23 protein-coding genes are annotated in these 25,539 nt (G+C 65.8%); 13 read left to right on the forward strand and 10 right to left on the reverse strand.

From position 1 onward, the window contains the following. Positions 1-123 precede the first annotated feature (123 nt). Positions 124-1,194: an aldo/keto reductase gene (locus tag OIE68_RS41310; RefSeq protein WP_327096311.1), complete on the reverse strand. Its 1,071-nt coding sequence runs from the start codon at positions 1,192-1,194 to the stop codon at positions 124-126. A gap of 180 nt (positions 1,195-1,374) precedes the next feature. On the opposite strand from OIE68_RS41310, the gene OIE68_RS41315 reads away from it, so the two are divergent. Next, on the forward strand, positions 1,375-2,229 hold the full coding sequence (locus OIE68_RS41315; protein ID WP_327096312.1) for a helix-turn-helix transcriptional regulator: 855 nt from the start codon (positions 1,375-1,377) through the stop codon (positions 2,227-2,229). Positions 2,230-2,278: 49 nt separating this feature from the next. Here the strand turns inward: OIE68_RS41315 and OIE68_RS41320 are convergent, their stop codons facing one another. Together OIE68_RS41320 and rpsT are read right to left on the reverse strand one after the other, a co-directional pair. Then, on the reverse strand, positions 2,279-2,524 hold the full coding sequence (locus OIE68_RS41320) for a hypothetical protein (RefSeq protein WP_040687907.1): 246 nt from the start codon (positions 2,522-2,524) through the stop codon (positions 2,279-2,281). A gap of 363 nt (positions 2,525-2,887) precedes the next feature. Then, on the reverse strand, positions 2,888-3,148 hold the full coding sequence (rpsT, locus tag OIE68_RS41325) for a 30S ribosomal protein S20 (protein WP_327096313.1): 261 nt from the start codon (positions 3,146-3,148) through the stop codon (positions 2,888-2,890). Positions 3,149-3,580: 432 nt separating this feature from the next. Here rpsT and OIE68_RS41330 point away from each other — a divergent pair, with 432 nt between their 5' ends. The 4 genes from OIE68_RS41330 (at position 3,581) to OIE68_RS41345 (ending at position 8,034) form a co-directional block, all read left to right on the forward strand. Then, entirely contained in the window at positions 3,581-5,227 is a 1,647-nt protein-coding gene (locus OIE68_RS41330; protein WP_327102003.1) for a circularly permuted type 2 ATP-grasp protein, read from the forward strand. Positions 5,228-5,234: 7 nt separating this feature from the next. After that, on the forward strand, positions 5,235-6,209 hold the full coding sequence (locus OIE68_RS41335; protein WP_327096314.1) for an alpha-E domain-containing protein: 975 nt from the start codon (positions 5,235-5,237) through the stop codon (positions 6,207-6,209). Then, positions 6,206-7,048, forward strand: coding sequence for a transglutaminase family protein (locus tag OIE68_RS41340; protein WP_327096315.1), 843 nt, complete (start codon positions 6,206-6,208; stop codon positions 7,046-7,048). Before OIE68_RS41335 ends, OIE68_RS41340 begins: the two co-directional genes overlap by 4 nt. 197 nt (positions 7,049-7,245) lie before the next feature. Continuing rightward, a complete protein-coding gene (locus OIE68_RS41345) occupies positions 7,246-8,034 on the forward strand; it encodes an aquaporin (protein ID WP_327096316.1) in 789 nt (262 codons plus the stop codon). Positions 8,035-8,183: 149 nt separating this feature from the next. Here the strand turns inward: OIE68_RS41345 and OIE68_RS41350 are convergent, their stop codons facing one another. Beyond that, positions 8,184-8,762: a type II toxin-antitoxin system PemK/MazF family toxin gene (locus tag OIE68_RS41350; RefSeq protein WP_327096317.1), complete on the reverse strand. Its 579-nt coding sequence runs from the start codon at positions 8,760-8,762 to the stop codon at positions 8,184-8,186. Between the two features lie 72 nt (positions 8,763-8,834). Then, positions 8,835-9,563: a hypothetical protein gene (locus tag OIE68_RS41355; protein WP_327096318.1), complete on the reverse strand. Its 729-nt coding sequence runs from the start codon at positions 9,561-9,563 to the stop codon at positions 8,835-8,837. Between the two features lie 65 nt (positions 9,564-9,628). Between OIE68_RS41355 and OIE68_RS41360 the strand changes: the two genes are divergently transcribed. The 3 genes from OIE68_RS41360 to OIE68_RS41370 all read left to right on the forward strand — a co-directional run bounded on the left by OIE68_RS41360 (position 9,629) and on the right by OIE68_RS41370 (position 12,435). Next, the gene (locus OIE68_RS41360; RefSeq protein ID WP_327096319.1) at positions 9,629-10,282 is read left to right on the forward strand and encodes a DUF6304 family protein; all 654 of its coding nucleotides are present in this window, start codon (positions 9,629-9,631) and stop codon (positions 10,280-10,282) included. Between the two features lie 62 nt (positions 10,283-10,344). Beyond that, positions 10,345-12,231: a translation elongation factor 4 gene (gene lepA, locus OIE68_RS41365; RefSeq protein ID WP_419150640.1), complete on the forward strand. Its 1,887-nt coding sequence runs from the start codon at positions 10,345-10,347 to the stop codon at positions 12,229-12,231. A gap of 60 nt (positions 12,232-12,291) precedes the next feature. Then, the gene (locus OIE68_RS41370) at positions 12,292-12,435 is read left to right on the forward strand and encodes a hypothetical protein (protein ID WP_327096321.1); all 144 of its coding nucleotides are present in this window, start codon (positions 12,292-12,294) and stop codon (positions 12,433-12,435) included. A 2-nt stretch (positions 12,436-12,437) separates the two neighbouring features. Here OIE68_RS41370 and OIE68_RS41375 read toward each other — a convergent pair whose 3' ends face one another. The 3 genes from OIE68_RS41375 to OIE68_RS41385 all read right to left on the reverse strand — a co-directional run bounded on the left by OIE68_RS41375 (position 12,438) and on the right by OIE68_RS41385 (position 15,402). Continuing rightward, entirely contained in the window at positions 12,438-14,009 is a 1,572-nt protein-coding gene (locus tag OIE68_RS41375) for an ATP-binding protein (RefSeq protein WP_327096322.1), read from the reverse strand. Between the two features lie 231 nt (positions 14,010-14,240). Next, positions 14,241-14,939: a response regulator transcription factor gene (locus tag OIE68_RS41380; RefSeq protein WP_327096323.1), complete on the reverse strand. Its 699-nt coding sequence runs from the start codon at positions 14,937-14,939 to the stop codon at positions 14,241-14,243. A 67-nt stretch (positions 14,940-15,006) separates the two neighbouring features. After that, on the reverse strand, positions 15,007-15,402 hold the full coding sequence (locus tag OIE68_RS41385; protein ID WP_327096324.1) for a hypothetical protein: 396 nt from the start codon (positions 15,400-15,402) through the stop codon (positions 15,007-15,009). A 416-nt stretch (positions 15,403-15,818) separates the two neighbouring features. On the opposite strand from OIE68_RS41385, the gene OIE68_RS41390 reads away from it, so the two are divergent. Continuing rightward, complete coding sequence (locus tag OIE68_RS41390) at positions 15,819-18,026, forward strand: hypothetical protein (RefSeq protein WP_327096325.1); 2,208 nt, start codon at positions 15,819-15,821, stop codon at positions 18,024-18,026. 85 nt (positions 18,027-18,111) lie between these two features. After that, positions 18,112-19,911 carry a hypothetical protein gene (locus OIE68_RS41395; RefSeq protein ID WP_327096326.1) on the forward strand — a complete coding sequence of 600 codons (1,800 nt, stop codon included), beginning with the start codon at positions 18,112-18,114 and terminating at the stop codon, positions 19,909-19,911. Positions 19,912-20,144: 233 nt separating this feature from the next. Here OIE68_RS41395 and OIE68_RS41400 read toward each other — a convergent pair whose 3' ends face one another. Further along, positions 20,145-20,432: a hypothetical protein gene (locus OIE68_RS41400; protein WP_327096327.1), complete on the reverse strand. Its 288-nt coding sequence runs from the start codon at positions 20,430-20,432 to the stop codon at positions 20,145-20,147. A gap of 103 nt (positions 20,433-20,535) precedes the next feature. On the opposite strand from OIE68_RS41400, the gene OIE68_RS41405 reads away from it, so the two are divergent. Then, complete coding sequence (locus tag OIE68_RS41405) at positions 20,536-22,524, forward strand: glycoside hydrolase family 15 protein (protein ID WP_327096328.1); 1,989 nt, start codon at positions 20,536-20,538, stop codon at positions 22,522-22,524. Between the two features lie 322 nt (positions 22,525-22,846). Here OIE68_RS41405 and OIE68_RS41410 read toward each other — a convergent pair whose 3' ends face one another. Next, positions 22,847-23,917, reverse strand: coding sequence for a M48 family metallopeptidase (locus OIE68_RS41410; RefSeq protein WP_327096329.1), 1,071 nt, complete (start codon positions 23,915-23,917; stop codon positions 22,847-22,849). Positions 23,918-24,023: 106 nt separating this feature from the next. On the opposite strand from OIE68_RS41410, the gene OIE68_RS41415 reads away from it, so the two are divergent. Together OIE68_RS41415 and OIE68_RS41420 are read left to right on the forward strand one after the other, a co-directional pair. After that, on the forward strand, positions 24,024-24,113 hold the full coding sequence (locus OIE68_RS41415; protein WP_324188356.1) for an Ms4533A family Cys-rich leader peptide: 90 nt from the start codon (positions 24,024-24,026) through the stop codon (positions 24,111-24,113). A gap of 163 nt (positions 24,114-24,276) precedes the next feature. Continuing rightward, positions 24,277-25,335, forward strand: coding sequence for a sulfate ABC transporter substrate-binding protein (locus OIE68_RS41420; protein WP_327096330.1), 1,059 nt, complete (start codon positions 24,277-24,279; stop codon positions 25,333-25,335). The last annotated feature ends 204 nt before the right edge of the window (positions 25,336-25,539 follow it).

Raw genomic sequence — 25,539 nt, forward strand, 5'->3', positions numbered from 1 at the left:
GCGGATAGCCGCTGAGCACAGACTGACGGCCATGTTTGTCCGCGCCGGGTCGGGGGATCCGGTGGCCGACATGCTGATGCGGTGGGTGCGAGCAGCACTCGCACCCACCGCATGAGGCGAAACTCAGTCGCGGCCTTCGATTTTCAGGTCGCCGAAGGTCACTCCGCGGGTCATCGGACGCGCGAGCATGTCGTGCGGGAAACCCAGTTCGATCGCGCTGGCCTGCTGCAGCCGTTCCAGCTGTGCGGTGTCGAATTCGACCTCGAGCGCTCCGAGGTTGTCCTCCAACTGTGCGGCCGTGCGTGCGCCGATGATCGGAGCCGTGACGCCCGGATTCTGTAGTGTCCAGGCGAGCGCTACCTGCGACGGCGTCTTACCCAGTTGTGCCGCAACATCTTTCACCACGTCGGCGATCACCAGGCCACGCTCGGTGAGCGATCCATTGGCGGCCGCCACGTTCTTGCGGGTGCCCTCGGGTGAGCCGGCCGCGTCGTGCGCCAAATCGGCGCGGCTGTACTTGCCGGTGAGTACCCCGCTGGCCAGCGGCGACCACGGCACCACGCCGAGGCCGAGTTCTTGCGCCATCGGAATGAGATCGCGTTCGACGGTACGCTCGATCAGGCTGTACTCGATCTGCAGCGCGATCAGCGGGGACCAGCCGCGCAGGTCGGCGATGGTCTGCATGCGTGCGACCTGCCAGGCCGGTGCGTCGGAGATGCCGACATAGAGCACCTTCCCGGCGCGGACCAGATCGTCCATGGCGCGCAGGATCTCCTCGACCGGGGTCAGGAAGTCCCAGGCGTGCAGGTACAGCAGGTCGATGTAGTCGGTGTTCAGCCGACGCAGGCTGGCCTCGACCGAACCGACCATGCTCTTGCGGTGATTGCCGCCGGAGTTGGGATCGGTCGGCCGTCGCAGCATCGTGTATTTCGTTGCCAGCACCAGACTTTCGCGATTGGCGGCGATGAACTCGCCGAGCAGTTGCTCGGAGGTGCCGTTGGTGTACTGGCTCGCGGTATCGATGAAGTTGCCACCGCGCGCGACATAGGTGTCGAAGATCTTGCGGGCCTCGTCCTTATCGGCGCCCCAACCCCAATCGGCGCCGAACGTCATGGTCCCGAGGGACAGCGGAGACACCCGAAGACCCGAGCGGCCGAGCAACCGGTAGGTATCGAGGGTGCGGGCTCCGGACATGTCGTGCTCCTGTCGTTCGTACTTCGTTTCCGGTGTCATCGAGTCTGGAACGGCGCGAGAGCGTGGGTAAGGGAAGGTTTTTCCTGGGAAAGCCAGTCCTAGGCAGCCGTAAGATCGAGGGCGATGACGAGCACGGTGAATGCGACACAGCGGAGCGAGCTCAGGCCCGGAGGCGGTAGCTTGCGTGAGCACGCAGGGCCAGGGAGCTCCGCGAATTGGGCACAAGCACTCGCGGCCTTTCTGCGCGCTCGGCGCGAGCGATTGAATCCCGGCGACTTAGGGCTGCCCCCGCGCAAACAGGCTCGGCGCACCCCTGGTCTGCGACGTGAGGAAGTCGCCGAGCTGGCGGGTGTGAGCACCGACTACATCGTGCGGCTGGAACAGGGGCGCGGCCTGCGCCCATCCGCAGACGTCCTGGAGGCGCTCGCACGCGCACTGCGCCTCGATACCGACGAGCGCGCCTACCTATTCGATCTGGCCCAGCAGCGCCAGCCGAATGCCGGGAAACCGAGCACCGTCCCCGCGCCCGCGCTGGAGCTGCTGGTGCACGATCTGTCGCCATTGCCCGCGATGCTGGTCAACCACCGCTACGACATCCTGGCGTGGAATCCGGAAATGGCGCGGTTGGTCGTCGACTTCGGCGCGCTGCCGCCGCGGCAGCGCAACTCCATGTGGCTGTGCCTATTGGACCCCGCTATGCGCGATTTCTACTGCGACCGGGATCGGATCATTCGCGAGGGCATCGCCGATCTGCGCGCCGCGTGGGCGGCCCATCCGGACGACCAGGAACTGGCCGATCTGGTGGCCGAGTTCACCGCACGCAGCGAGGAGTTCGCGCAGGGGTGGGCCAGGCACGACGTCCGGGTGCAGGGGCGCGGTAGGAAGCCGCTGCGCCACCCGGAGGTCGGGCCGCTGGTGGTCAATTTCGAAGTGCTCATGCCGCTACAGGATCCGGACCAGCGCATCATCATCTATCGCGCGGCCGATGCGGACTCCCAGGCCGCGCTGGATCGTTTGAACGCCGACCTGGATTGAGCACTCGGAGATCCGCACCCGCTCGGTGCGGGTGCGGATTCGCAGGGATCTATTCGACCGAGCTGAGAACCAGTTCGATGTCCTCCTCGGACTCCTCGTACCGGCCCTCCCACTCCTCGTAGACCGGAATTTCCTCGTCCCGGGTGACGATCCACTCCAGCGAGTAGCCGCCTTCCTCATCGGGGACCATGACGTTCTCGATCTTCAGTCCGATGCCTAGAACCTCGGCTGCGCGGATGATGTCCGGCAGATCTTCGGAGCGAACCGGCGTCTGATTGGCGTACACGGTAACCATGCGCCGAATCGTAGCGGGAACCTCCGACATGTGGCTGCCTGATCCGAATTCGGCTTCGAGGAGTGGGATGCGGCGATGACCTGGGGATGTTGGCCGGGGCGCCACTTTCCTGCCGGTTTGCCCAGGGCAGTCTCGATGACACGGCACCTGCCGGGACGATTCCGCTCAACGCCCAGGGGGCTGCATCGGCGTAGGAGCGAAAGATCGCTGAAAAATTGCTGAAGAAATATCTGAATTCAGGCTACCGGACCGAAAAAGTGATCCTGGCAATAGTCGATCGGTGACGACAAAAGCCGCCGTGGTCATCGAGGCCACGGCGGCTGCGTCAACGTATGGGTGGTACCGCGGGCGGTACCGGTGTGATCAGAGCTTGTTCAGCGCCAGCGCGAGGGCCGACTTCTTGTTGGCGGCCTGGTTGGCGTGGATGACGCCCTTCGAGGCGGCCTTGTCCAGCTTGCGGCTGGCACTGACGATCAGATCGGCGGCCTTCGCCTTGTCGCCGGCCGCGAAGGCCTCGCGGACCTTGCGGATCTCGGTGCGCAGCTCGGACTTGACCGACTGGTTGCGCTGGCGCGCCGCCTCGTTGGTGCGGATCCGCTTCATCTGGGACTTGATGTTGGCCACGCCTGTTTCCTCGTGTTCCTGTCGCTGGTGGACTGTGCTGAAAAGTTCGCGAGCGCGCGTTGGAAACCGGAGTAATCAGGTAACGCGACGCCGAAGATCGAGGGTACCAGCCGCCGCGTCGCACACGAAATCACCACCACTCCGGCACGCGAAATCGCCACCGCGCGAACGGCTCGACCGGCAACGCTACCGACCGTAGTAAGGGGGTGTAAACCCGGAGTGATGCAAGAAATTTACCTGCGTCTCACACGGCATCAACGCTGCGTGTAGCACGATTTTTGCATGACTCCCGCCTCGCCGCCACGTTCGGCACGATCACCTGCGCCGACCCGTGTCCGGTCGAACGGGCATGCGAACGGCAACGGCAGAGCAACCACATCCGGACTATTCGAGGGCTATCGTCCCGGCCGGTACGCGGACGCCTTCGACGAGATGTTCGACGGCCAGGGCCGGGTGCGTCAGCCATATAGGGGAATCTTCTCGGCGCTCGCGCCCATCGACGTGGCCGATCTCGCGGCCCGCTCGGAAGCACTCGACCGCGCCTTCATCGACCAGGGCATCACCTTCTCGTTATCCGGCCAGGAACGGCCCTTTCCGCTCGATCTGGTGCCCAGAGTGATCGCGGCCGCCGAATGGGCCAAGCTGGAGCGCGGGATCAAGCAGCGGGTGACGGCGCTGGAGCTGTTCCTCGCCGATGTCTACGGTGAGCAGAACATCCTGCGTGACGAGGTCATCCCGAAGCGGCTGGTCACCTCGTGCCAGCACTTCCACCGCGAGGCCGCCGGACTGGTGCCGCCGAACGGGGTGCGCATCCATGTGGCGGGTATCGATCTCATCCGCGACGAGCGCGGCGACTTCCGGGTGCTCGAGGACAATCTGCGCGCACCGTCCGGGGTTTCCTATGTCATGGAGAACCGGCGCACCATGGCGCGGGTCTTCCCGGATCTGTTCTCCTCGCACCGGGTGCGCGCGGTCGGCGACTATCCGACCCACCTGCTGGCCGCATTGCGCGCCTCGGCCGCGCCCAATGAGGCCGACCCGACGGTCGTCGTGCTCACGCCCGGCGTCTACAACTCGGCCTACTTCGAACATTCGCTGCTGGCCAGGCAGATGGGGGTGGAACTGGTCGAGGGGCGCGACCTGTTCTGCCGCGACAATGTCGTCTATATGCGGACCACGGCGGGGGAGCGCCAGGTCGACGTGATCTACCGCCGCATAGATGACACCTTCCTCGACCCCATGCACTTCCGGCCCGATTCGGTGCTCGGCGTCGCCGGACTGGTGAATGCCGCGCGGGCGGGCAACGTGGTCATCTCCAGCGCGATCGGCAACGGCGTCGGCGACGACAAGCTGACCTACGCGTATGTACCGACGATCATCGAGTACTACCTCGCCGAGAAACCGGTACTGCCCAATGTCGATACCTATCGCTGCTGGCTCGACGACGAACGCGAGGAGGTACTCGACCGCATCGCCGAACTGGTGATCAAACCGGTCGAGGGGTCCGGCGGCTACGGCATCGTCATCGGTCCGGTGGCCACGCCACGGGAATTGGAGACGATCCGGCGCAAGATCAAGTCGGATCCGCGGGGCTGGATCGCCCAACCGGTGGTGCAACTATCCACCGTGCCGACCAAGATCGGCAACGAGTTGGTGCCGCGGCATGTCGACCTGCGGCCCTTCGCGGTCAATGATGGCGACGACATCTGGGTGCTGCCGGGCGGTTTGACGCGGGTGGCACTGCCGGAGGGGTCGCTGGTCGTCAATTCCAGTCAGGGCGGCGGCAGTAAGGACACCTGGGTGCTGGCCGGACGCGCCTCACCCGTCGACCGTGAGCTCGCGGGCGAGGAACTGGTGAGCGACCCGCCGCAATCCGATCAGCGTGAACTCGGCCGGGAATTGACCGCGTCGCAGTCGAATCAGCAACAGCAGCAGCAACAACAGGAGCAGCGGCTGGGATCGATGCGACAGAGTCAACAGCAGCGGCGCGGTCCCGGGTCCGACCGACAACAGCTCGGTGTGCCTGGACAAATCCAGCAGCAGTCCGTGTCGGGCCAACACCAACGACTAGGCGGGTGATGCGCTGATGCTGGCCCGCAATGCAGAATCCCTGTACTGGATCGGACGGTACGTCGAACGTGCCGACGACACCGCCCGCATCCTCGACGTCGCGGTGCATCAGTTGCTCGAGGATGCCACGGTGGATCCGGACCGAACCTCGCGAGTTCTGTTGCGAGTGTTGGGAATCGAACCGCCCGAGGTCGAACTCGATGTCTGGTCGGTCACCGACCTGGTCGCCTTCAGTCACGACCACGGCAATTCCATTGTCGACTCGATCGCGAATGCCCGCGAAAACGCCAGGGGTGCACGCGAAGTCACCTCCAGCGAGATGTGGGAGTGCCTGAACGCCACCTATATCGGGCTCACGGCCACCGAGAAGGCCGCCCGCAGTCTCGGCCCGCACGAGTTCTTTCACTACATCGAGGGGCGGGCGGCGATGTTCGCCGGACTCTCCGACTCCACCCTCAGCCGCGACGACGGTTACCGCTTCCTGCTGCTCGGCCGGTCCATCGAACGCGTGGATATGACCGTGCGCCTGCTGCTTTCGCGCGCGGGTGATCGCACCTCGTCACCGGCGTGGGTGACCGTATTGCGCTCGGCCGGTGCGCACGACACCTATCTGCGCACCCATCGCGGTGCGCTCGACGCCAATCTGGTCGCCGAATTCATCCTGCTGGACCGGCTTTTCCCGCGTTCGGTGTTTCATTCGGTGCGGGTGGCCGAGGCCTGCCTCGCCGAACTCGATCAGCGCCCGAGCAGCCGGGTCGGCGCGCGACACGAGGCGCAGCGGCTGCTCGGCAGGGCCCGCAGCGAACTGGAATTCCTGCCGCCCGGTGCGCTGCTGGAGGATCTGCAGAATCGCCTGCTTTCGCTGCAGAAGACCTGTCGCGAGGTCAGCGAGGCGATCGCGCTGCAGTACTTCCACGCCGCGCCGTGGGTGGCCTGGACCGATCTGCGCAGCAGTCACGATAACCATGCGCAGGTGGAGGGAGAGCTGTGAGCTGGCGGATCAGGGTGGTGCACACCACCGGTTATGTTTACGACTCCCCGGTCACCCGGTCGTTCAACGAGGCTCGGCTCACTCCGCGCGCGGACAGCAGGCAGAACGTCATCCTGAATCGGGTCGAGACGGTGCCATCCACCCGGTCCTATCGCTACACCGACTACTGGGGCACCGCGGTCACCTCCTTCGATTTGCACGCGCCGCACACCGAATTGGAGGTCACCGGATCCTCGGTGGTGGAGACCGAACCGTTCGCCGGTCCGGCCGAGGAGTTGTCCTGGGAGGAGTTGCACTCCGAACACAACGGTGACCGTTTCGACGAAATGCTCTCGCCCACCGTCTATGTACCGCAGGACAAGAAGCTGGCGGCGATCGCGAAACAGCTCGCGCGCGGTGTGCCACCCGCGAAAGCTGTTGTGCGCGCGGCCGAATGGGTGCACGGCGAAATGAATTACATCGCTGGTACCACCTCGGTGCACACCTCGGCCGTGCAGGCCTTCGCCGAACGTCAAGGCGTATGCCAGGATTACGCGCATCTGACTCTGGTCCTACTGCGCAGCATGGGGATTCCGAGCCGCTATGTCTCCGGATATTTGCACCCCAATCCGGCCGCCGAGATCAATACGACGGTCGCGGGACAGTCGCACGCCTGGATCGAGGCTTGGACCGGTGCCTGGTGGGGATACGACCCGACCAACAATATCGCCATCAACGAACAGCACATATCCGTCGGCGTCGGCCGCGACTACGCTGATGTGCCGCCGCTGAAGGGCATTTTCTCCGGTGGCGGTTCGACCGATCTGGAGGTTGTCGTGGAGATAACCCGGCTCGCCTAGCTCGGTCCAGCCGTAGCGATCGCTTGCGGGTCGCTCGAAAGGGCCAGCCGTAGCGATCGCTTGCGGGTCGCTCGAAAGGGTCAGCGTTGTAGTGCTCCCCCGTCTCGCGTAACGTCCAGTTTCACATCAGCCGTGATTTTCGTAGCAGGTCCAGCACCCCGTGCACACGGGGAAGATCCTCTCGGAAGGTGGCGTGTATGTCTCCCACTGCTCAGGAAGTCGTCGAGGAAGTCACCGAACTGGAGCCGACGCCGGAGGCCAAGAAGTGGGCCGCCGAGGCGCTCGGCACATTTGTCCTGGTCATGAGCGGTGTCGGTACCGCGGTACTGGCCGGTCAACGCGTCGGGCCGCTGGGTGTGGCACTGGCCTTCGGCCTTTCCCTGCTGTTCCTGGTCTACGCGATCGGGCCGATCTCCGGCTGCCATGTGAATCCGGCCGTGACCCTCGGGCAGTTGCTGCTCGGCCGGCTTTCGGTGATCTCCGCGGTCGGCTATGTGATCGCGCAGCTGATCGGCGGATTCCTGGCCGGACTCGTGCTGTTCGCGATCGCGAAGAACCTGCCCTCCTACGATCGCGCGGTCGACGGGCTCGGGGCGAACGGCTGGGGTAAGCACAGTCCGTCCGCGGTGCGCGGTCCGCTCGGACAGGTGGTGATCGAGAACGGATACGGCCTGTCCGCGACGATCATCATCGAGGTCATGTTGACCGCGCTGCTGGTATTTGTGGTGCTGGCCTCCACCGACCAGATCTCCGATATTCCGCTGGCCGGCCTGTCGATCGGCGTCACGCTCGCGGTCATCCACCTGATCTCGATCCCGGTGGACAACACCTCGGTGAATCCGGCCCGCAGCCTCGCCGTTGCCTTCTATCAGAACGGTGCGGGACCGCAGGTCTGGGTCTTCGTGGTGTTCCCGCTCATCGGTGGCGTACTCGGCGCGCTGGTCTACGGCTTGCTGTTCGGCCGTTCCCGGGAAATGGTGTCTTGACCGCCTCTCCGCATCTTCAGGCCGATCAGTGAGTGCCGCGAGAGTAGCGTTGCGGACCGGCGGGCAGGTCATCGGCTGAGCCGGCGCGTACCCGGCGAGCTACCCATGCACGTGCGAGACCAGTTGTCGCGTTGGCGGCCCGGCGACTTTCAGTGCCAAGCGTATTCGGCACACAGGCGGTGGGCGACCAAGTCGAAGGTCTTGCGGGCCAGGATCGCGCCTTCGCGGCGAATGCCGTCCTCCGGGACGTCGAGTACTCGATCGAGGCGGACCCAGCTCGGCCTGCCCTCGTGATCCCAACTGCCACTGCCGATTCCGACCCAGTCACGGTCGTGCGCGCGCTCCGAATTCGATGACAGCATCAGCCCGAGCAGGGTCCGGCGGTCGCGCCCGACGACGAGCACCGGGCGGTCCTTGCCGTTATTCGGATCCTCCTCATAGGGCACCCAGGTCCACACGATTTCGCCCGGATCGGCCCGACCGTCCAGCTGCGGGCAGTAGACGATTTGCCTGGCCCGCTCGGCGGTCGGTACCGGGGGCGAGGCGGTCGGCCGGATCGCGACCGCGGGCGCCTTACGTGTCGCCAGCGACCCGACCGCGCGCTCGAGCAGCGATGAGCGCTGCAGCTTGTCCACCAGCTTCGGTCCCTGCTGCTTGACGATCTTGGGACCCTGCTCCTTCGCGATGAGGCCTAGCTGCTTGCCGATCGTGTTCCAAGTTCGGGCCATCCTTGGATGGTAACGGCGCGATCTCGCATTCTCATCAGCACTGCTTACCGCCCGGTAGGGCGAGTTCGCGCATCATGCGCCGGTCCGCTGCTTCGTCCGTGTCGAAAACGGTTGCAGCACCGGATATCTGCTGGCGGAGACGGTATCGAGGTCGCGATCGGCGCCGATCCGCGCGACCGAATCCAACATGCGTCGCACCCGTTCCTGGAACTCGGCCGCGTCGCGCGCGCCGTACCAGACCAGCGGATCGGTGAGCGCCGCGGCCGGAAACTGTTCCTCGACAATGGCATCGATGGCGGGCGCGTCCGGGGTTATCGCCCGGACCACCACGTTCTGCGTGTAGCCGAACGTCGACTGCGTCTCGATGGCCACGGCGGTGTGCCGGCCCTGCCAGTCGCTCAGCCATTCCGCTTGCGTGAGTTCGGCAGGCCGGCGCAGGAAGGCGAGATTGCCGAACCCCTCGGTGCGGGTCGGGACCGAATCGTCGAGCCGCAGCGGCACCGACTCGGTCACCAGATAGCCGTGTGCGACGGTCGCGAATTCGGCGAGGATATCCGCCGCGGCCGTGGCCTCGGGACCGTAGCTCTGCTCGACCCAGACCGTGACCGCCGCGGCGATCGGCGGGTCCAGCGTCACCATTCGCATCAGCGCGGCCTGGACCGCCGCATCACGGACATAGACGGTGACACCCGCAACCCCGAGGTCGACCAGGCGCGCGGCCACAGTGGTGCGCAGCGATTCGCACCACGACTCGGTCGCCTCGGCATCGGATCGGCGCAGGACGAAGACCAATTTCTCCACCCGCCGAAAATACGGTGAATTCTCCGTTAGAGTCGGGAAATTCGTCGCGGGAGAAGGATTCAGCTGTGCAGCCGCAGGTTTTTCCGGGAACCTACACCGACGGGCACGGTACCGAGCGCATCATGTGGCGGATCGGGCCATCGCGGCACTGGGGTGCGAACCGGTTCGATATCCGCACGGTGATCCGTGGCGTTCCGGTGGCGGGTCCGGACTTCGACGCGCTCGGCCCCTATGACAAGGGCGCCGCACTTCGGGTCGGACTGCCCGTCGACCAGTGGGATGCCATCTCGGGCTGCGCATTCTCCGGCGAACTGCCCTGCTCGGTGCAGGTGCACGAACAGCGCCAACCCGGTGTGATCCACTTCCGGCTGACCCTGCCGCCCGGCGGCGCGGGGGAGTCGCTCGAACTCGCCATCGACATCGACGGGCTGACCTACCAGGGCACCGACAGATACTTCGAGGACGCGCTGTTCCGGCTCGGACAACAGTTCCCGGACGACATCCGCCTGCTCTCCTGCATTACCTGCCTGTTCTCCGACTACTCGCCGTACGGCCACGGCCTCACCGGCATGTGGTGTCATCGCGATGCCAAGGACCAGTACCTCGCGGTCCGCACCAAGGACGACTATTTCGAGGTGCCGGTGACCGAGCAGGTACCCGAGACCTACCTGTGCGCCGACTACACGCACCGCATCCCCGGCACCGGCTACCGCGGCTGAAAAGTGGTACGGAACGCGGAACGGTGAACCGCTGACAGTGCCGTTACCTCGCGCATGGGACGATGGATGGCAGTTTGCCGATACCCATGAGGAGTGGAGTGCCCGCCAGCTTCGCCGACACGACGTTCACCGATCCCGCCCGGATCCGGAACTTCTGCATCATCGCGCACATCGACCACGGCAAGTCGACGCTGGCCGACCGCATGTTGCAGCTCACCGGTGTGGTCGAGGAGCGGGCGATGCGCGCCCAGTACCTGGACCGGATGGACATCGAGCGCGAGCGCGGCATCACCATCAAGGCACAGAATGTGCGGCTGCCCTGGCAGGTCGACGGCACCGACTATGTGCTGCACCTCATCGATACGCCCGGCCACGTCGACTTCACCTACGAGGTCTCACGTGCGCTCGAGGCGTGTGAGGGTGCGGTGCTGCTGGTCGACGCGGCGCAGGGCATCGAGGCGCAGACGCTGGCGAATCTGTACTTGGCGCTGGACAAGGATCTGACGATCATCCCGGTGCTGAACAAGATCGACCTGCCCGCCGCCGATCCGGACCGCTACGCCGCCGAGATCGCGCATATCGTCGGCTGCGAACCCGATGACGTGCTGCGGGTCTCCGGTAAGACCGGTGTCGGGGTCACGGAGCTGCTGAACGAGGTCATCAAGCAGGTGCCCGCGCCGGTCGGCGATTCGGACGCGCCCGCGCGCGCCATGATCTTCGACTCGGTCTACGACACCTATCGCGGCGTGGTCACCTACGTCCGCGTGGTGGACGGCAAGATCGTTCCGCGCGAGAAGATCAAGATGATGTCCACCGGTGCGACACACGAGTTGCTCGAGGTCGGCATCGTCTCCCCGGAGCCCAAGCCCACCCAGGGCCTCGGCGTCGGCGAGGTCGGTTATCTCATCACCGGCGTGAAGGATGTGCGCCAGTCGAAGGTCGGCGATACCGTGACCTCCGCGCGCGGCGGTGCGAGCGAACCGCTCACCGGCTATCGCGAGCCGCGGCCGATGGTGTACTCCGGTCTCTACCCGGTCGACGGCTCGGACTATCCGGACTTGCGCGACGCGCTCGACAAGCTCCAGCTCAACGATGCCGCGCTGACCTACGAGCCGGAGACCTCGGTGGCGCTCGGCTTCGGATTCCGCTGCGGCTTCCTCGGCCTGTTGCACATGGAGATCACCCGCGAGCGCCTGCAGCGCGAATTCGATCTGGACCTGATCTCGACCGCGCCGAACGTGGTCTACAAGGTGGAGATGGAGGACGGCAGCGAGCACGTTGTCACCAACCCGTCCTACTGGCCGGAGGGCAAGGTGCGCCATGTGTACGAGCCGGTGGTGAAGTGCACCGTCATCTCGCCGAGCGAATTCATCGGTTCGATCATGGAGCTGTGCCAGGGGCGCCGCGGCGAACTCGGCGGCATGGACTATCTGTCCGAGACCCGGGTCGAACTGCGCTACACGATGCCGATGGCGGAGATCATCTTCGACTTCTTCGACTCGCTGAAGTCGCGCACCCGCGGCTATGCCAGCCTCGACTACGAGGAGTCGGGCGTGCAGGAGTCGCATCTGGTCAAGGTCGACATTCTGCTGCAGGGCGAGGCGGTGGACGCGTTCAGCGCGATCGTGCACCGCGACGCCGCCCAAGCCTATGGCAACAAGATGACCACCAAACTGCGCGAACTCATCCCGCGTCAACAGTTCGAGGTACCCATCCAGGCCGCCATCGGCTCGAAAATCATTGCCCGCGAGAACATTCGCGCCATCCGCAAGGACGTGCTCGCCAAGTGCTACGGCGGTGACATCAGCCGTAAACGCAAACTGCTCGAGAAGCAGAAGGAGGGCAAGAAGCGCATGAAGACCATCGGCCGCGTGGACGTCCCCCAGGAAGCCTTCGTAGCCGCCCTCTCCTCCGACGCCGCCTCCGATAAACCCAAGGGCCAGAAATAGGCCGGTCGCGGACAACCGGACTGGCCGACAACCAGTGGCTACGGTTGTAGCCGTGTGTGCATGATTTCGCGCGGATTCGGAGCGGGGCCGAATGGTGACCAGTACCTCGATGTGCACCGGTATGCGATCGGCCTCGAGGTGACGTTGCCGGAACCGGTGGGTGTCACACTCGATACCGCGCCGCTACTGGACTGGATTCGCTGAATTCAAGAAGCGGATGCGGTGATTCGCACGCGCAGACGGACGCCGCCGAGCGGGCTCTGGTCGAGTTCGGCTGTGCCGGAGTGCAGTTCGGCTTGTTGGCGGACGAGAGCGAGGCCCAGGCCGGACCCGGGGGAGCCGGGGCCTTTGATGAAACGGTCGAAGGCGTTGGCACGCAGGGCTTCCGGGATGCCGGTGCCGTCGTCGTCGATAATGATCTCGACTCCGGCGGTTGCGTCGGCAGCGTTGTGGCGGAAGGTATTTGGAATGGCCGGGCGCACGTCGGCGTGCTGATCCGAAGTTTTCGGATTGGCTGGGTTCGCGTCAACGGGGCTCATTCCGGCAATGCTCGGATCGGCAGAGTTCGCGCGGATACGGCTTGTACCGGCCGTGCTCGGATGGGTGGGGCTTGGATCAGTCACGGTCGCATCGGCGGGCTTCGCATCAGCAGGGCTCATTCCGGCGGTGCTCGGATTGTCAGGGCTCGGGCCAGCCACGTTCAGATCGGCTGGGTTCGCATCAGCGGTGCGCGGATCGCAATATCGGGCGGCGACTGTGATGGTGCGCGCATGACCGTGCTGTACGGCGTTGGCGACCGCGTTGGTGACGATCAGCATGACGCCGCCGGGTAGGCCGGTCAGCGTTGTCGGGGTGCATTCGGTGAGATCGATGCTGACCTCGGGGTGTCGGCGGCGCGCGTCTTGTACTGCGCGGTCGAGGATTTCGCAGAGTTCGAAGGGTTCGAAGGCATCGGATTCGGTGAGCTCGCCGACGGCGAGTTGTTCCAGATCGGTCAGAGTGTTCTCGATCTGGCGCTCGGCGAGCAGGACATCGGCGAGTACCGCGCGCTGCTGTTCAGCGGGTAATTCTTTGGTGGCCAGGACTTCCAGGTCGGTGCGCATCGCGGTGAGTGGTGTGCGGAGCTCATGTGCGCAGACCGCAGCGAAGTCCCTGGCACTGGCGAGTGCGCGATTGGTGGCACCGTGCGCCGCCTCGAGTCGGGCGAGCATGCGGCTGATGGCATCGGATAGTTCTTCCGCTTCACGGGCTCCGCGACCGCTCAGCGGAGGGAGCTGCTCGAGGGTATCGATGCCGTGCGTCGCGGTGGCGAGTCTGCGCAGTGGCCGCGCGGCGTAACCGGCCAGGAACCAGCCGAGCAGTGCGGCGAGCAGCACACCCGCGATGCCGATCGCGATGCCGATCAGCTGGCTGCGGCGGATGGCCGAATCAACCAGTGCGCGATCGGGATCGAGCCGGACCACCAAACCGGGCGCACCCGCCACAGTGGTGCGGACACCATCGGGGCCGATGAGTACCGGCCCGGATACCGCGGGTCCCGGCAGTGGCGGCGGCGGAAGTGGCGGAAGTGCCGGAATGGCCGCGTGCGGTGGCGCATCGAACCGTTGCACGACCGCGACGCCCATCGTCGACACGGTCTCGTCGAACTGTCGAGATCCGGTGGCGTCGAGCAGGGCGGTATAGGCGATGCCGAGCGTGATCGCCACCAGCGCGGCGACGAGCCCGGATACCAGTGCCACGCGGGCGCGCAACGATAACGACACCTTCGGCGCCCTCACCGTCCGGCTCCGTAGGGCAATGGGTACTTGCTCATGACTTCACTTCGCTTGCGCTGGATTCCGCCGTGCGCAAGGGCGCACTGCGTCGTTGGGCTTTCTCGCCGAAGCTCACTCACGATTCGGCCTCGTCGACGCTGGGCTCCGCTCTTCGCGAGGACACTTGAAGCTCACGCATGACTCCCACCTCGTTGCCGGTCGATTGCGGCCTACGCGTTCCACGCCGACCCTCGCTCACGCTTCCTCCCGCAGTACAAAACCCACCCCTCGCACGGTATGTATCACCCGCGGCGCACCGTGCGCCTCCAACTTCCGCCGCAGGTAGGAGACGAACACATCCACCACATTGGTGTCTGTGCTGAAGTCGTAACCCCAGACCGCGGAAAGGATCTGCTCGCGGCTGAGCACGATGCCGATGTTCTCGGCGAGCAGTGCGAGCACCTCGAATTCCCGTTTGGTCAGTTCCACCTGCTGTCCGCTCGCGTACACCCGATGTCCGGCCGGGTCGATCCGCACCTTTCCGACCTGGCGTTGGTCATCGCCGGAGGGCCGGATCAGCGCGGGCCGACGGCGCAGCAACGCATGCAGGCGGGCGACGAGTTCGCCGAGGTCGAACGGTTTGGTCAGGTAATCGTCGGCGCCGCGTTCGAGGGCGGCGATGCGATCGCTGACCGCGGTGCGGGCGCTCAGCACGCAGATCGGAATGTCGTTGCCCATCGCGCGCAATGCCGTAACCACGCCCGCCCCATCGAGATTCGGCATATTCACATCGAGCACCATGGCGTCCGGTTCGGCGCTGCGGACCATCGATAGCGCCTCGGCGCCGTCCCCCGCGGTGACCACCTCGAAGTCCGAGAGCTCGAGCCCGCGCCGCAGCGACGCGAGAACTCGAACCTCATCGTCCACGACCAAGATGCGGTGTCCACCCGTCACCCGTCACCCCTCATCGAATCGCTGCCCGACGCTGCCGTCATGGGGTCACGATAGAGCCGCTGCTCGGTCAGCTGCCGCTGCTGCCGGTCGGAGCCGGATGCGCGGGGTGGACGTGCACAACGCCGGGCCCGCCGGGTCCGATCATCACCTGCGGACCACCCGGGCCGACGATGACCGGTCCGGACGGATCGATATCCGGGCAGTCGGGCAGCGCGACACCCGGCGGCAGCGGTGTGGCCGGAACGGCGAGTTCCTGACCCGGCCTGCGCTGGATCACGACATGCGTATCGCCGGGACCGTCCAGCACACACGTCACGCTCGGGCCGCCCGGCGCAGGCAGCGGCGGCAGTGGCGGCTGGGCCGAGGCGCCGCCCGCGACCAGCACGCCGGCGGCGGCGGCGAATGCGGTACCGGCGACGATGGTGACAATGCGGGCTCGGCCGCGTCCGAGGGGTGCGGTCATGATGCGATCTCCTTCGCGTCGATACCGGGTTGTCCCGGCGAGACCGACGCTAGGGTGCCGAACTTCACCGTCTCTTGAGCAATCGTTAGAAATCTCTTGCAGCGCATCGAACTTCGGGGTGTACGGGTGGCCGCCGACAAGTTAGTCTCGTCGATACGGTTTCGAGCCGCCGCGTGGCGCGCGCCCGGAGCGCTTGATCAGGTCCAACGGCAGCATCGGTCCCCAGTTCTGGGTGCCCGCAGAAACAGGGCTTCCGTTCTGGTTTCTCCAATGGCAAGGTTATGTTGCTCGTCACAGTCGTATGCTCTGCGGACCTGCAGAATGTGACAGTTGGGTTTTCCGGAATATCGTTAGGTGATCTTCACTCGGTCTGCCCGGCGTGGTGAGGATGCTGGAAACCTGAGAGTGGAGCTTGCATGACGAGTGACCTGCCCTTCGGCAGCGATGCCACCGACGCTGACGACCGTGCGGGCGACACCGCCTATCGCGTTGCCACCGGCGTCGCGCGGGTAGCGAGGGCGGGCGCGTACGTGACCGGCGGCGCGCTGGTCGCCACCAATGGCGGTACCGCACCCGTCCATCCCGGCGGGCAACGGCTCGACAGCTGGACTTCGGCCTACACCCGCGACCCCGATGCGGACGCGCCGAGCCCCGTGGTCACCTTCCCGGATCCGGACCCGAATTCGACACCGCCCGCACCACTGCATTCGTCGACGCCGACCCCGCGCGATGTGAGCGTCAACGCGCCGTTCACCATCCCGAATGTGCCCAATTCGGGCGTGTACATCGGGCCTGTGCCGCAGCAGCATTCACCGCAGCCGTGGCAGAACACCGGGTACGGCAGTTATCAGCCCGGTCTGGCGCTCGGAACCGAGAGCGAACGGTCCGGACTCGATCTGCACAGCGACACACCGCAGTCCGGCCTCGATCTCGGTACCGGACACGTGCCCGGCGGATTCGGTAACCTGCCCGGACTCGACTTCGGTCAGGGCGGCCACGGCTTCAACCTCCCCAACCCGAACGGCTTCCTCGCTCCGGGTTCGAATCCCTTTACCCTGCCCCGTGTTCCGACGTCGGGGACGGCCATCAGCGAGTCGGTGAGCAGCGATACCGAAAGTGCCGACGACGGCGATGCGGTCGCGAGCAACGTTCCGTTTTACGGCGGCAACATGTTTCACAGCGGCGCGACCGGGGGCAGCGGTGAGCTGTTCCACGGCAGCGACGCATTCCACGGTGCCGACATGTACCACGGTGTCGGCAGCCCGGATGCGGTCGGCGTATTCATCAATGCCGAAGCCGCTTTCAGCCTGCACACCGAACTCCAAGTGGACTTCAGTGTCGGACCGAACGGGATGTACCTCGCCACGCAGTCCAAGGTCGAGGTCGACGGTGCGCTGAAGGTCGAGGTCGGCGCGGGCCGGGTCGGCGACAATCTCGACAGGTTCTCCGATTGGCTCGGCCAAACCCCCGGCACCACCGGACGTTCCGGTCTCGACAATGCCGGCACGAACGGCACGGCCAACCCGGTCGGCACCCAGCCCGCGGGTGGATCCGTCCCGCAGTACTCGGCCGTGCAGCCCGTCGTGGTGCAGCCCGTGCAGCCGTTCGCGGCGCCGCTGCCCGCTCCGGTCGCACCGGCCGTCGCACCCGCAGCGGTGGCCCCCGCGGTCGTCGCGCCCGCTGCGGTGGCAGCGCCGGTTGCGGCGACCCCGCTGCAGACCACGATTCAGCCGGATGCGGCGAGCACCCCGGTCGCCAACGTCCTTGTCGCCCCGGCGGGTCCGTCGCCGCTGACCGCGCCCGCCGCGACGGTGCCCGCGCTGTTCGAGCCGAGGCCCGTTCCGGCGAAGCATCCGGTCGTTGTCGACGATTCGCCTTCGACCACCACGCCGCTGACGAACACCCCGACCACCGTCACCAAGACGGTGCCGATCCCCGGCGACAACACCACCGGGCATCCGACCAAGACGCCCGATACGGGCAGCACCAAGCCCGGCCACACCACTGTTCCGGACACGGATGCCACCGGGACGACGAAGATCCCGACCGCGACCCACGCGCCGACCACACAGGCTCCCACCACGCACGCACCGACCCACACCGCGACACCGACGACTCCGGACGACGACGATGTGACGATCCCGAGCACCGGTAACGGTGGCGGAACCAGCACCGGTCACAACGGCGGGACCACCCCGAGCACCGTCAACGGCGGAACGGGTGGCAACTCGGCCCCGAATACGCACACCACCCAGCCGGAAATCGACGACCCGACCGTGGACGTCCCGACCGTATCGGTGCCGACGGTGACCCACTCCGCACCGACGGTCGCGCCGACCGCTGATATCGATATCCCGACCGCGAATTCCCCGGCACCGATCCCGACTCAGCAGCCGCACGTGCCCGCGCCGACGATGCCCGCGCCGGTCACCCCGATGAAGCCGCCTGCGCACCCGATCGCCGCCGAATTCAGCGATCCGGCTGCTTTCGCGCACCCGGTATACGAGCCCGATCACACGGCACTGACCCTCATGGCCGCCGGGCTGTCCACCCCGTTGCTGCCCGATCCGGGTGTAGACGACGGCCACCACCTCGTGGCGGGCCTGGATATCACCCTGATCTAGGAGCCGCACGGGGGTCGCGCGCATCTGTCGCGCCGGCGCATGTCATCGTCGAACGCGATATTCGTACGACAGTTAGGAGGAGCGGTTGTCTGCCGCAGCCGGGCTGGAGGCCGCCACGGTGAAACATCCGGCGGCGATGGCGCCAGTCATCGGAATCCTCGATCAACTGCAGGAGATGACCCGATCCGCGGGCCGGCAAGACCTGGGTGGCCGACTGAGTATGGTTCGGGCCAGGGTCGGTGACACACGGGTGCGCCTGGTGGTCGTCGGCGCCGCGAAGAACGGTATGAGCACCCTGGTCAACGGTTTGATCGGGGCGCGGGTGAGCGCCACCGAGAGTGCGCTGAGTGTGCCGGTGATCGCGGAGTTCGGACCGGAGCCGACCGCCGTGCTGGTGAAGTCGCTGGGGGCGGGCCGGATCGAACGTCAGCCCGTCGATCCGCTCGACCCCGGGCCCGCGCTGGCCGCTGACGGAGTGATCCGCGCCGAATTCACCGAGCCGAGCCCGCTGCTCGCCGAGGGCCTCGTCCTGATGGACGCACCGGGCGGCAACGGCGACGATCACACCACCTGGTCGATGATCGCCGCCGCGGATGCCGTGCTCTATGTCGGTGACGCCGGATCCGAGTTCAGTGCGGAAGAGATCGGCTACCTCGAGCGCATCCAGCAGCTCTGTCCGACGGTTGTCTGTGCGCTGAACAAGATCGACCTGCACCCGCACTGGCAGCACACCCAGCAGCGCAATCGCGAGCTATTGGACGCGGCCGGTCTCGGTTTCGCGGTGGCGCCGGTTTCCGCGCTGCTACACCTGCAGGCGGGCAATTATCAGCGCGATATCGAATCCGGCGTGCCGCAACTGGTCGACCATCTACGTGACTATGTGCTGGCAAGGGCCGACAGCCTGGTGCTGGAAGCCGCGGCCAACGATATCCGCCTGGTTGCCGACCACCTGGCCGTGACCCTGCGGACCGAGGCCGAGGCGCTGCGCGATCCGCGCCGCCGGGTGGAGATCACCGAACAACTCGTCGCCGCCCGCGACCAGGCCGACCAACTGCGGCAGCGCTCGGCCAACTGGCAGGTCACCCTCGGCGACGGCAGCACCGAGCTGATGGCCGATATCGAACACGACCTGCGGCACCGGCTGCGCAGTCTGGTGCGCGATGCCGAGGCCGAGATCGTCAACACCGATCCGGCCCGCCGCTGGCAGGATTTCGGCGCGGATCTGGATGCGCGCATCTGCGAGGCCGTCGAAGAGAATTTCGTGGTGGCGCACTACCGGGCGGTGGAACTGTCCGAACAGGTGGCCGCCAAATTCCCCGCCGATCACCGCGCCCCGCCGCTACCGGACCTACGCCTGGAAAATCCCGGTGAAGTGCTCGACCAGGTCGCGCCGTTGGATCCGCTGATCAGCGGGAAAGCCGGTGTGCTCGGCCAATTCCTGACCGTCATGCGCGGGTCCTACGGTGGTCTTCTGATGGTCGGTGTGCTCACCAGTCTGCTGAAAATGCCACTGGTGAACTGGTATTCGGCCGCCGCCGCGCTGCTGCTCGGCGCCAATGCGCTGTGGGACGACCGCAAGGCGCGCAAGCAGCGCCGTCAGGCCGAGGCCAAGGTTTCGGTGGCCAGACTGATGGACGACGTGATCTTCCAGGTCGGTAAGGAATCGCGAAATCGGTTGCGCGCCATGCAGCGCACGCTGCGCGATCACTTCACCGATATCGCCACCGATGTACTCCGCGCCGCAGACGAACGGTTGCGTGTCGCGGAGGTCGCCTATGGAAAATACGGCGATCACCGTGAGGAACGCATCGCCGATGTAGATGTGCAACTCGGCAGGTTGCGTGGGCTGCGCGCGGAGGCCGACGGGATCAGCGCGGCCGCGTAGGCAACTCGCGGCGCGGCCGCGTAGGCAGACGCAGCGTGGCCGCATCGGTAGGACCGTACCCAATCCAGAGCGCGCTACGGGCTTCGTGATGAGCTGAGGTCTGCGAGCCCGCCCCAAGATCGGCAAAGAAGTAAACGATCGGCGCGGACTATTCGGCTAGCGGGTGACGAGCCAGGCGATGACGACGAGCACGAGCAGGGCGACCAAGGCAAGCTGAACGCGGGAACGCGGCATCAACGCGCCCCGCTCTGCGCGGTCTCGCGCACCGCCACCGGCGGCGCGATCGGCTCTGGCATCAGGGCGGGCTCGGGGCCCACCACGTCCTCGGCGGTGAGTGTCGTCGAGGACGCGCGATTACGGCCGAGCAGTTGCAGCGAGACCCGCAGCAGTCGGTCCAGCAGGTAGGCGATGGCGAAGCTGACCGGAACCATGCCGACCAACACCACGATGAACTGCGGGATGAACGGCAAACCCGCGACCCACAGCTCGAAGCCGTCCCACCATCCTGCGATCCGATGCACGGCACCAGCCTAGCCGTGTTGAATTTGCCGCGCCGTCGGCACCGCGTGGGCCGGGTTTCGCGCGCTCGGTGGACGCCGGACGCGGACGGACCGAAGATGAAGTATGGCGTCTTCCGATGATCTGACCGTCGACGAGCCTGCCGACCTGCCCGTGCTCAGTCAGCTGAGTGCGGTGCGTCAGCACGCCACCTATCCGCCGATCGACGATTACGCATTTCTGTCCGACTGTGAGACCAGCTGTCTGATCGCCAGCAATGGCGGCGTCGAGTGGATGTGCGTGCCCCGACCCGATTCGCCGAGCATCTTCGGCGCGATGCTCGATCGCAGCGCCGGACATTTCCGGATCGGCCCGTACGGGGTCAATGTGCCCGCGGCACGGCGATATCTGCCCGGCGGCATGATCCTGGAGACCACCTGGCAGACCGAGACCGGCTGGCTGATCGTGCGCGACGCGTTGGTGCTCGGTCCCTGGCACAACAACGATCAACGCAGCAAAACCCATCGCCGCACGCCGATGGACTGGGATGCCGAGCACGTCCTGTTGCGCACGGTGAAGTGTGTGAACGGCACGGTCGAGTTGGAGATGAGCTGCGAACCCGCGTTCGATTACCACCGCGCCCCGGCCCGTTGGGAGTACACCGGCAAGGTGTACGAGGAGGCCACCGCGGTGCGCGCCGCCGATCCGAGTGTGGGCCCGACACTGGTGCTGACCACCGATCTGCGGCTCGGACTCGAGGGCCGGGAGGCCCGCGCCAGGACCAGGATGAAGGAGGGCGACGAGGTGTTCGTCGCGCTGACCTGGTCGGAGCTGCCCGCGCCCCGCACCTTCGAGGATGCGGCGCAGAAGATGTGGCAGACCACCGAATGCTGGCGGCAGTGGATCACCCTCGGCGATTTCCCGGATCATCCGTGGCGCAACTACTTGCAGCGCAGTGCGCTGACGCTGAAAGGACTCACCTACGCGCCGACCGGTGCGCTGATGGCCGCCGCCACCACATCGCTGCCGGAAACCCCTGGCGGCCAACGCAATTGGGATTACCGCTATACCTGGGTGCGTGATTCCAGTTTCGCGCTGTGGGGTCTGTACACCCTCGGCCTGGACCGCGAGGCCAACGATTTCTTCGCCTTCCTCAGGGACGCCACCACCGGTGACAACGGCGAACCCGTTCCGCTGCAGGTGCTCTACGGTATCGGCGGCGAACGCGACCTCACGGAGAGCACGCTCGACAATCTGACCGGCTACGACGGCGCCAAACCGGTGCGTATCGGCAACGGCGCCTACAACCAGGACCAGCACGATATCTGGGGCACCATGCTCGACGCGGTGTACCTGCACGTGAAATCCCGCCAACAGGTGCCAGAGTCGCTGTGGCCACTGCTGGAGCGCCAGGTCGAGGCGACCATCGCGCGCTGGCAGGAGCCCGACCGCGGCATCTGGGAAGTGCGCGGTGAGCCACAGCATTTCACCTCATCGAAGGTGATGTGCTGGGTGGCACTGGACCGAGGGGCGAAACTGGCCGAACTGCACGGCGAGTACGAGCGGGCCACCGAGTGGTACACCATCGCCGACCAGATCAAGGCCGATATCCTCACCAACGGTGTGAATGCCGACGGCGTCTTCACCCAGACCTACGGCGGCGACACCCTGGACGCCTCTCTGCTGCTGGTGGTGTTGAACCGCTTCCTGCCGCCCACCGACCATCGGGTGCGCGCGACCGTGCTCTCGATCGCCGACCGGCTCACCGAGAACGGTCTTGTCCTGCGCTACCGGACCGAAACCACCGATGACGGATTGACCGGCGCGGAGGGCACCTTCACCATCTGCTCGTTCTGGCTGGTCTCCGCACTGGTGGAGATCGGCGAAGCGCAGCGGGCCCGGCATCTGTGCGAGCGGCTGCTCGGTTATGCGAGTCCGCTGCGGCTCTATGCCGAGGAGATCGATTCGCGCAGTGGACGTCATCTCGGCAACTTCCCGCAGGCATTCACCCATCTGGCGCTGATCAACGCGGTGACACACGTGATCAGGGCCGAGCAGTCACACACCTCCGGCGCCTTCCAGCCCGCACATACACCGGCGAGTCATCCCTCCTGAGGCGGTGGACGTCGAGCGATGTCGACTCCAGCTCTATGGGACGATCAACCGTTCTCGTCAACCTCACACAATGTTCCATCAGCCAGGTGGACAATCGGCTGACTGTTCAGGGGAGCAAATGCAAGCTGCAGTCGGTGGCGGGCAGCAGCACTGCTCACTCTCGAGGACGCGGCCGTCGAGGGAGTCGAAGCCAGAGTACGGAAGCGGCCGACCGCCGCGCACCCTCCCTTCAGGCGCGCGGGAACGGCCTGCGACCTCGAGAAGGCGTGCTACTCCGTAGTGTTCACGCCTAGTCGGCATCCTTTCGTTGCATCCTCGGTTGTTATTCGTCGGATTCCCGGTCGCCCCCGACGCGCCAGTCGTTGAACCGTTTTCCGATCCTGGAGACGGTTTCGCCGACCTCGTGACCGACCGTGCCCACCGCGGACCCGACATCGCGGCCGAGATTGCGCACGGTGCGGATCAGCGGGTCCTCGGACTGGTCGAAGTTCTGCCGGTAGGTGCGGGCGGCCTCCTTTATCTCATCGCTGATCTTGGTGGCCTTATCGTGTTCGCGGCGTGGGTAGTCGCCGCCGAGCATGCGGTTGTATTCGCCGGATTGGATCCAGCGGCGCAGCTCCGCGGCTCGCAGCACCGAGAACGGATGGCTCTGCAGTTCCAGATTGAGCAGCTTCAGTACGCCGTCGCGCAGATCGCCGGAGCGCTCGTAGTCATCGGCCTGCTGCAGGAACGCGCCATGGTTCATCTCCTTGATCCAGGTGCCGCCCGCGGTCTTCATATGCACCCGCACCGACGCCTCGACATCCTGACCACACAGCAGCCCGGCCCGGTCGCCGGACAATTCGGACTTGCGGCTCCACTCCATCAGCGCGGCAACGATCGCGCGCAGTGCCCAGCCACCCACCGGCACCCAGCCCAGATTGGCCGAAATGCGCAGCAGATGCATGAGCATGGTGCGGTACACCGCGTGCCCGGACAGCGCGTGTCCGAGTTCGTGACCGACGATGAAGCGCAGCTCCTCGGTATCCATCAGATCGATCAGCCCGGTCGTCAGCACGATGAACGGCTGGTCCATGCCGATCGTGAAGGCGTTCACATGCGGGCTCTGCAGCACGAACATCTCGGGTGTGGTGCGCGCGTCCAGTACCTCCACACAGTCCTGGCGCAATTGGTGCAGCGAACGGAACTGGCGTTCGTCAACCCGGACCGCGGTCGCGAGGTACAGCAGCCGGTGCTGGCGTTCTTGCAGCAATCCGGACAAGGTTCGTAAAACGGTGTCGAACCCGGCGAGCGAGCGCAGCGTCACCAATGCGGTGCGGTCGGCGGGATGCTCCCATGCCCGAGTGCTGATATCGGGGAACCGGGTGCGTACGCGGTCCGGGCTGGTAGTCATGGGATGAAACCCCCCTCTTCCAGGAACTTTGTCGGTTTTTGCCGCCTGCAAGCGGATAGCTAGCGTTGATTCGAACTGGTGACGTTTCCTCTGCTACAGTCTGCCCGTGTCTTCGAATGCCGTCCCGCAGGTCCGCCATGAACTGGCGTTGATCGCTGTCGGCAATCTCGCGGTCGCGGACATTCTCTGTCGCTGATCGGCGCCGGGCGCTGCTGCGCACCCATCTTTCTCTAGACTGGCGCGCAAACTTTTCGCAGCAGTGTCCGTACCCCGACCTTCGGTCGACAAGTCGCGCCGCAGTTCTACCGCCGCGACAACTAGTCCATGTCGTGGCGGAGCGCATAGGAAAGGTTCCACCCATGTCACCCAGGTCCTTGCTCCTCGGATCCTCCCGATCGCACCGTCGCCCGGTGATCGCCGCGCTAACGGCCGTCGCCGCCGTCGTGCTCACCGCGTGTGGTGGTGGAGCGAGCGACACCGTGGGCGGAGGCGGGCCCGACGGCAGCGGCGGCACCCTCAACCTCTACGCCTACGCCGTCCCGAAGCCCGGTTTCGACAAGGTCGCCCCGGAATTCAACAAGACCGATAAGGGCAAGGGCGTCCAGATCAACGGCTCCTACGGCGCGTCGGGCGATCAGTCCCGCAAGGTCAAGGACGGCGCCGAGGCCGATATCGTCAACTTCTCCGTCGAGCCCGATATCACCCGCCTGGTCGACGCCGGTCTGGTCGACCCGAGTTGGAATGCCGACGCTACCAAGGGAATTCCGTTCGGCTCGGTCGTTGCGATCGTGGTGCGCAAGGGCAATCCGAAGGGCATCAAGGACTGGGACGATCTGCTGAAGCCAGGCGTCCAGGTCGTCACCCCGAACCCGTTCAGCTCGGGTTCGGCCAAGTGGAATCTGCTCGCGCCGTACGCGGCCAAGAGCGACGGCGGCAAGAACCCGCAGGCGGGTCTGGATTACCTGAGCCAGCTCATCTCCAAGGAGCATGTGCAGGTGCAGCCGAAGTCGGGCCGTGAGGCCACCGAGACCTTCCTGCAGGGCACCGGTGACGTGCTGCTGAGCTACGAGAACGAGGCGATCTTCTCCGAGCGCAATGGCGATCCGATCGAGCACATCGTGCCGCCGACCACCTTCAAGATCGAGAACCCGGTCGCGGTACTGAAGAACAGCAAGCATCTGGACACGGCGAACGCCTTCCGCGACTTCCTGTTCACCACCGAGGGCCAAAAGGCTTGGGCGTCGGCGGGATTCCGCCCGGTCGACCCGAAGGTGGCCGCCGACTACGCCAAGGACTTCCCGACTCCGCAGAAGCTGTGGACCATCGCCGATCTCGGTGGCTGGAAGACCGTCGACAAGGACCTGTTCACCGCGAACACCGGCTCCGTCGCGGTCATCTACGACAAGGCCACCAAGTAATTCGGTGATCCGAAACACCCCGCGGTGTGTGCGACGGGCCCGGAGGAAGCAGCTCGCGTAACCACGAAGGGCCCCGCGCACACCGCAAATCGAAGCAGGAACTGGACGATCGTGACTGACAGCAGCAGCGCCGGGATCGGGCATGCGCCCGCTCCCGGCGGCTCCGAAGACGCCACACCCAAGGCCGCAGGCCGGAACTGGTCG

Source organism: Nocardia vinacea (assembly GCF_035920345.1).
In the GTDB taxonomy this organism is placed as follows: Bacteria; Actinomycetota; Actinomycetes; order Mycobacteriales; family Mycobacteriaceae; genus Nocardia; species Nocardia vinacea_A.

What these genes read in the sequence shown, in the direction of transcription:
- OIE68_RS41410 (WP_327096329.1), bottom strand. Translation starts at nt 23,917, where the DNA reads ATGACTACCAGCCCGGACCGCGTACGCACCCGGTTCCCCGATATCAGC.
- OIE68_RS41350 (WP_327096317.1), bottom strand. Translation starts at nt 8,762, where the DNA reads ATGGCCCGAACTTGGAACACGATCGGCAAGCAGCTAGGCCTCATCGCG.
- OIE68_RS41420 (WP_327096330.1), top strand. Translation starts at nt 24,277, where the DNA reads ATGTCACCCAGGTCCTTGCTCCTCGGATCCTCCCGATCGCACCGTCGC.
- OIE68_RS41370 (WP_327096321.1), top strand. Translation starts at nt 12,292, where the DNA reads ATGATTTCGCGCGGATTCGGAGCGGGGCCGAATGGTGACCAGTACCTC.
- OIE68_RS41390 (WP_327096325.1), top strand. Translation starts at nt 15,819, where the DNA reads ATGACGAGTGACCTGCCCTTCGGCAGCGATGCCACCGACGCTGACGAC.
- OIE68_RS41310 (WP_327096311.1), bottom strand. Translation starts at nt 1,194, where the DNA reads ATGTCCGGAGCCCGCACCCTCGATACCTACCGGTTGCTCGGCCGCTCG.
- OIE68_RS41330 (WP_327102003.1), top strand. Translation starts at nt 3,581, where the DNA reads ATGTTCGACGGCCAGGGCCGGGTGCGTCAGCCATATAGGGGAATCTTC.
- OIE68_RS41385 (WP_327096324.1), bottom strand. Translation starts at nt 15,402, where the DNA reads ATGACCGCACCCCTCGGACGCGGCCGAGCCCGCATTGTCACCATCGTC.
- OIE68_RS41320 (WP_040687907.1), bottom strand. Translation starts at nt 2,524, where the DNA reads ATGGTTACCGTGTACGCCAATCAGACGCCGGTTCGCTCCGAAGATCTG.
- OIE68_RS41345 (WP_327096316.1), top strand. Translation starts at nt 7,246, where the DNA reads ATGTCTCCCACTGCTCAGGAAGTCGTCGAGGAAGTCACCGAACTGGAG.
- OIE68_RS41335 (WP_327096314.1), top strand. Translation starts at nt 5,235, where the DNA reads ATGCTGGCCCGCAATGCAGAATCCCTGTACTGGATCGGACGGTACGTC.
- OIE68_RS41405 (WP_327096328.1), top strand. Translation starts at nt 20,536, where the DNA reads ATGGCGTCTTCCGATGATCTGACCGTCGACGAGCCTGCCGACCTGCCC.
- lepA (WP_419150640.1), top strand. Translation starts at nt 10,345, where the DNA reads ATGGATGGCAGTTTGCCGATACCCATGAGGAGTGGAGTGCCCGCCAGC.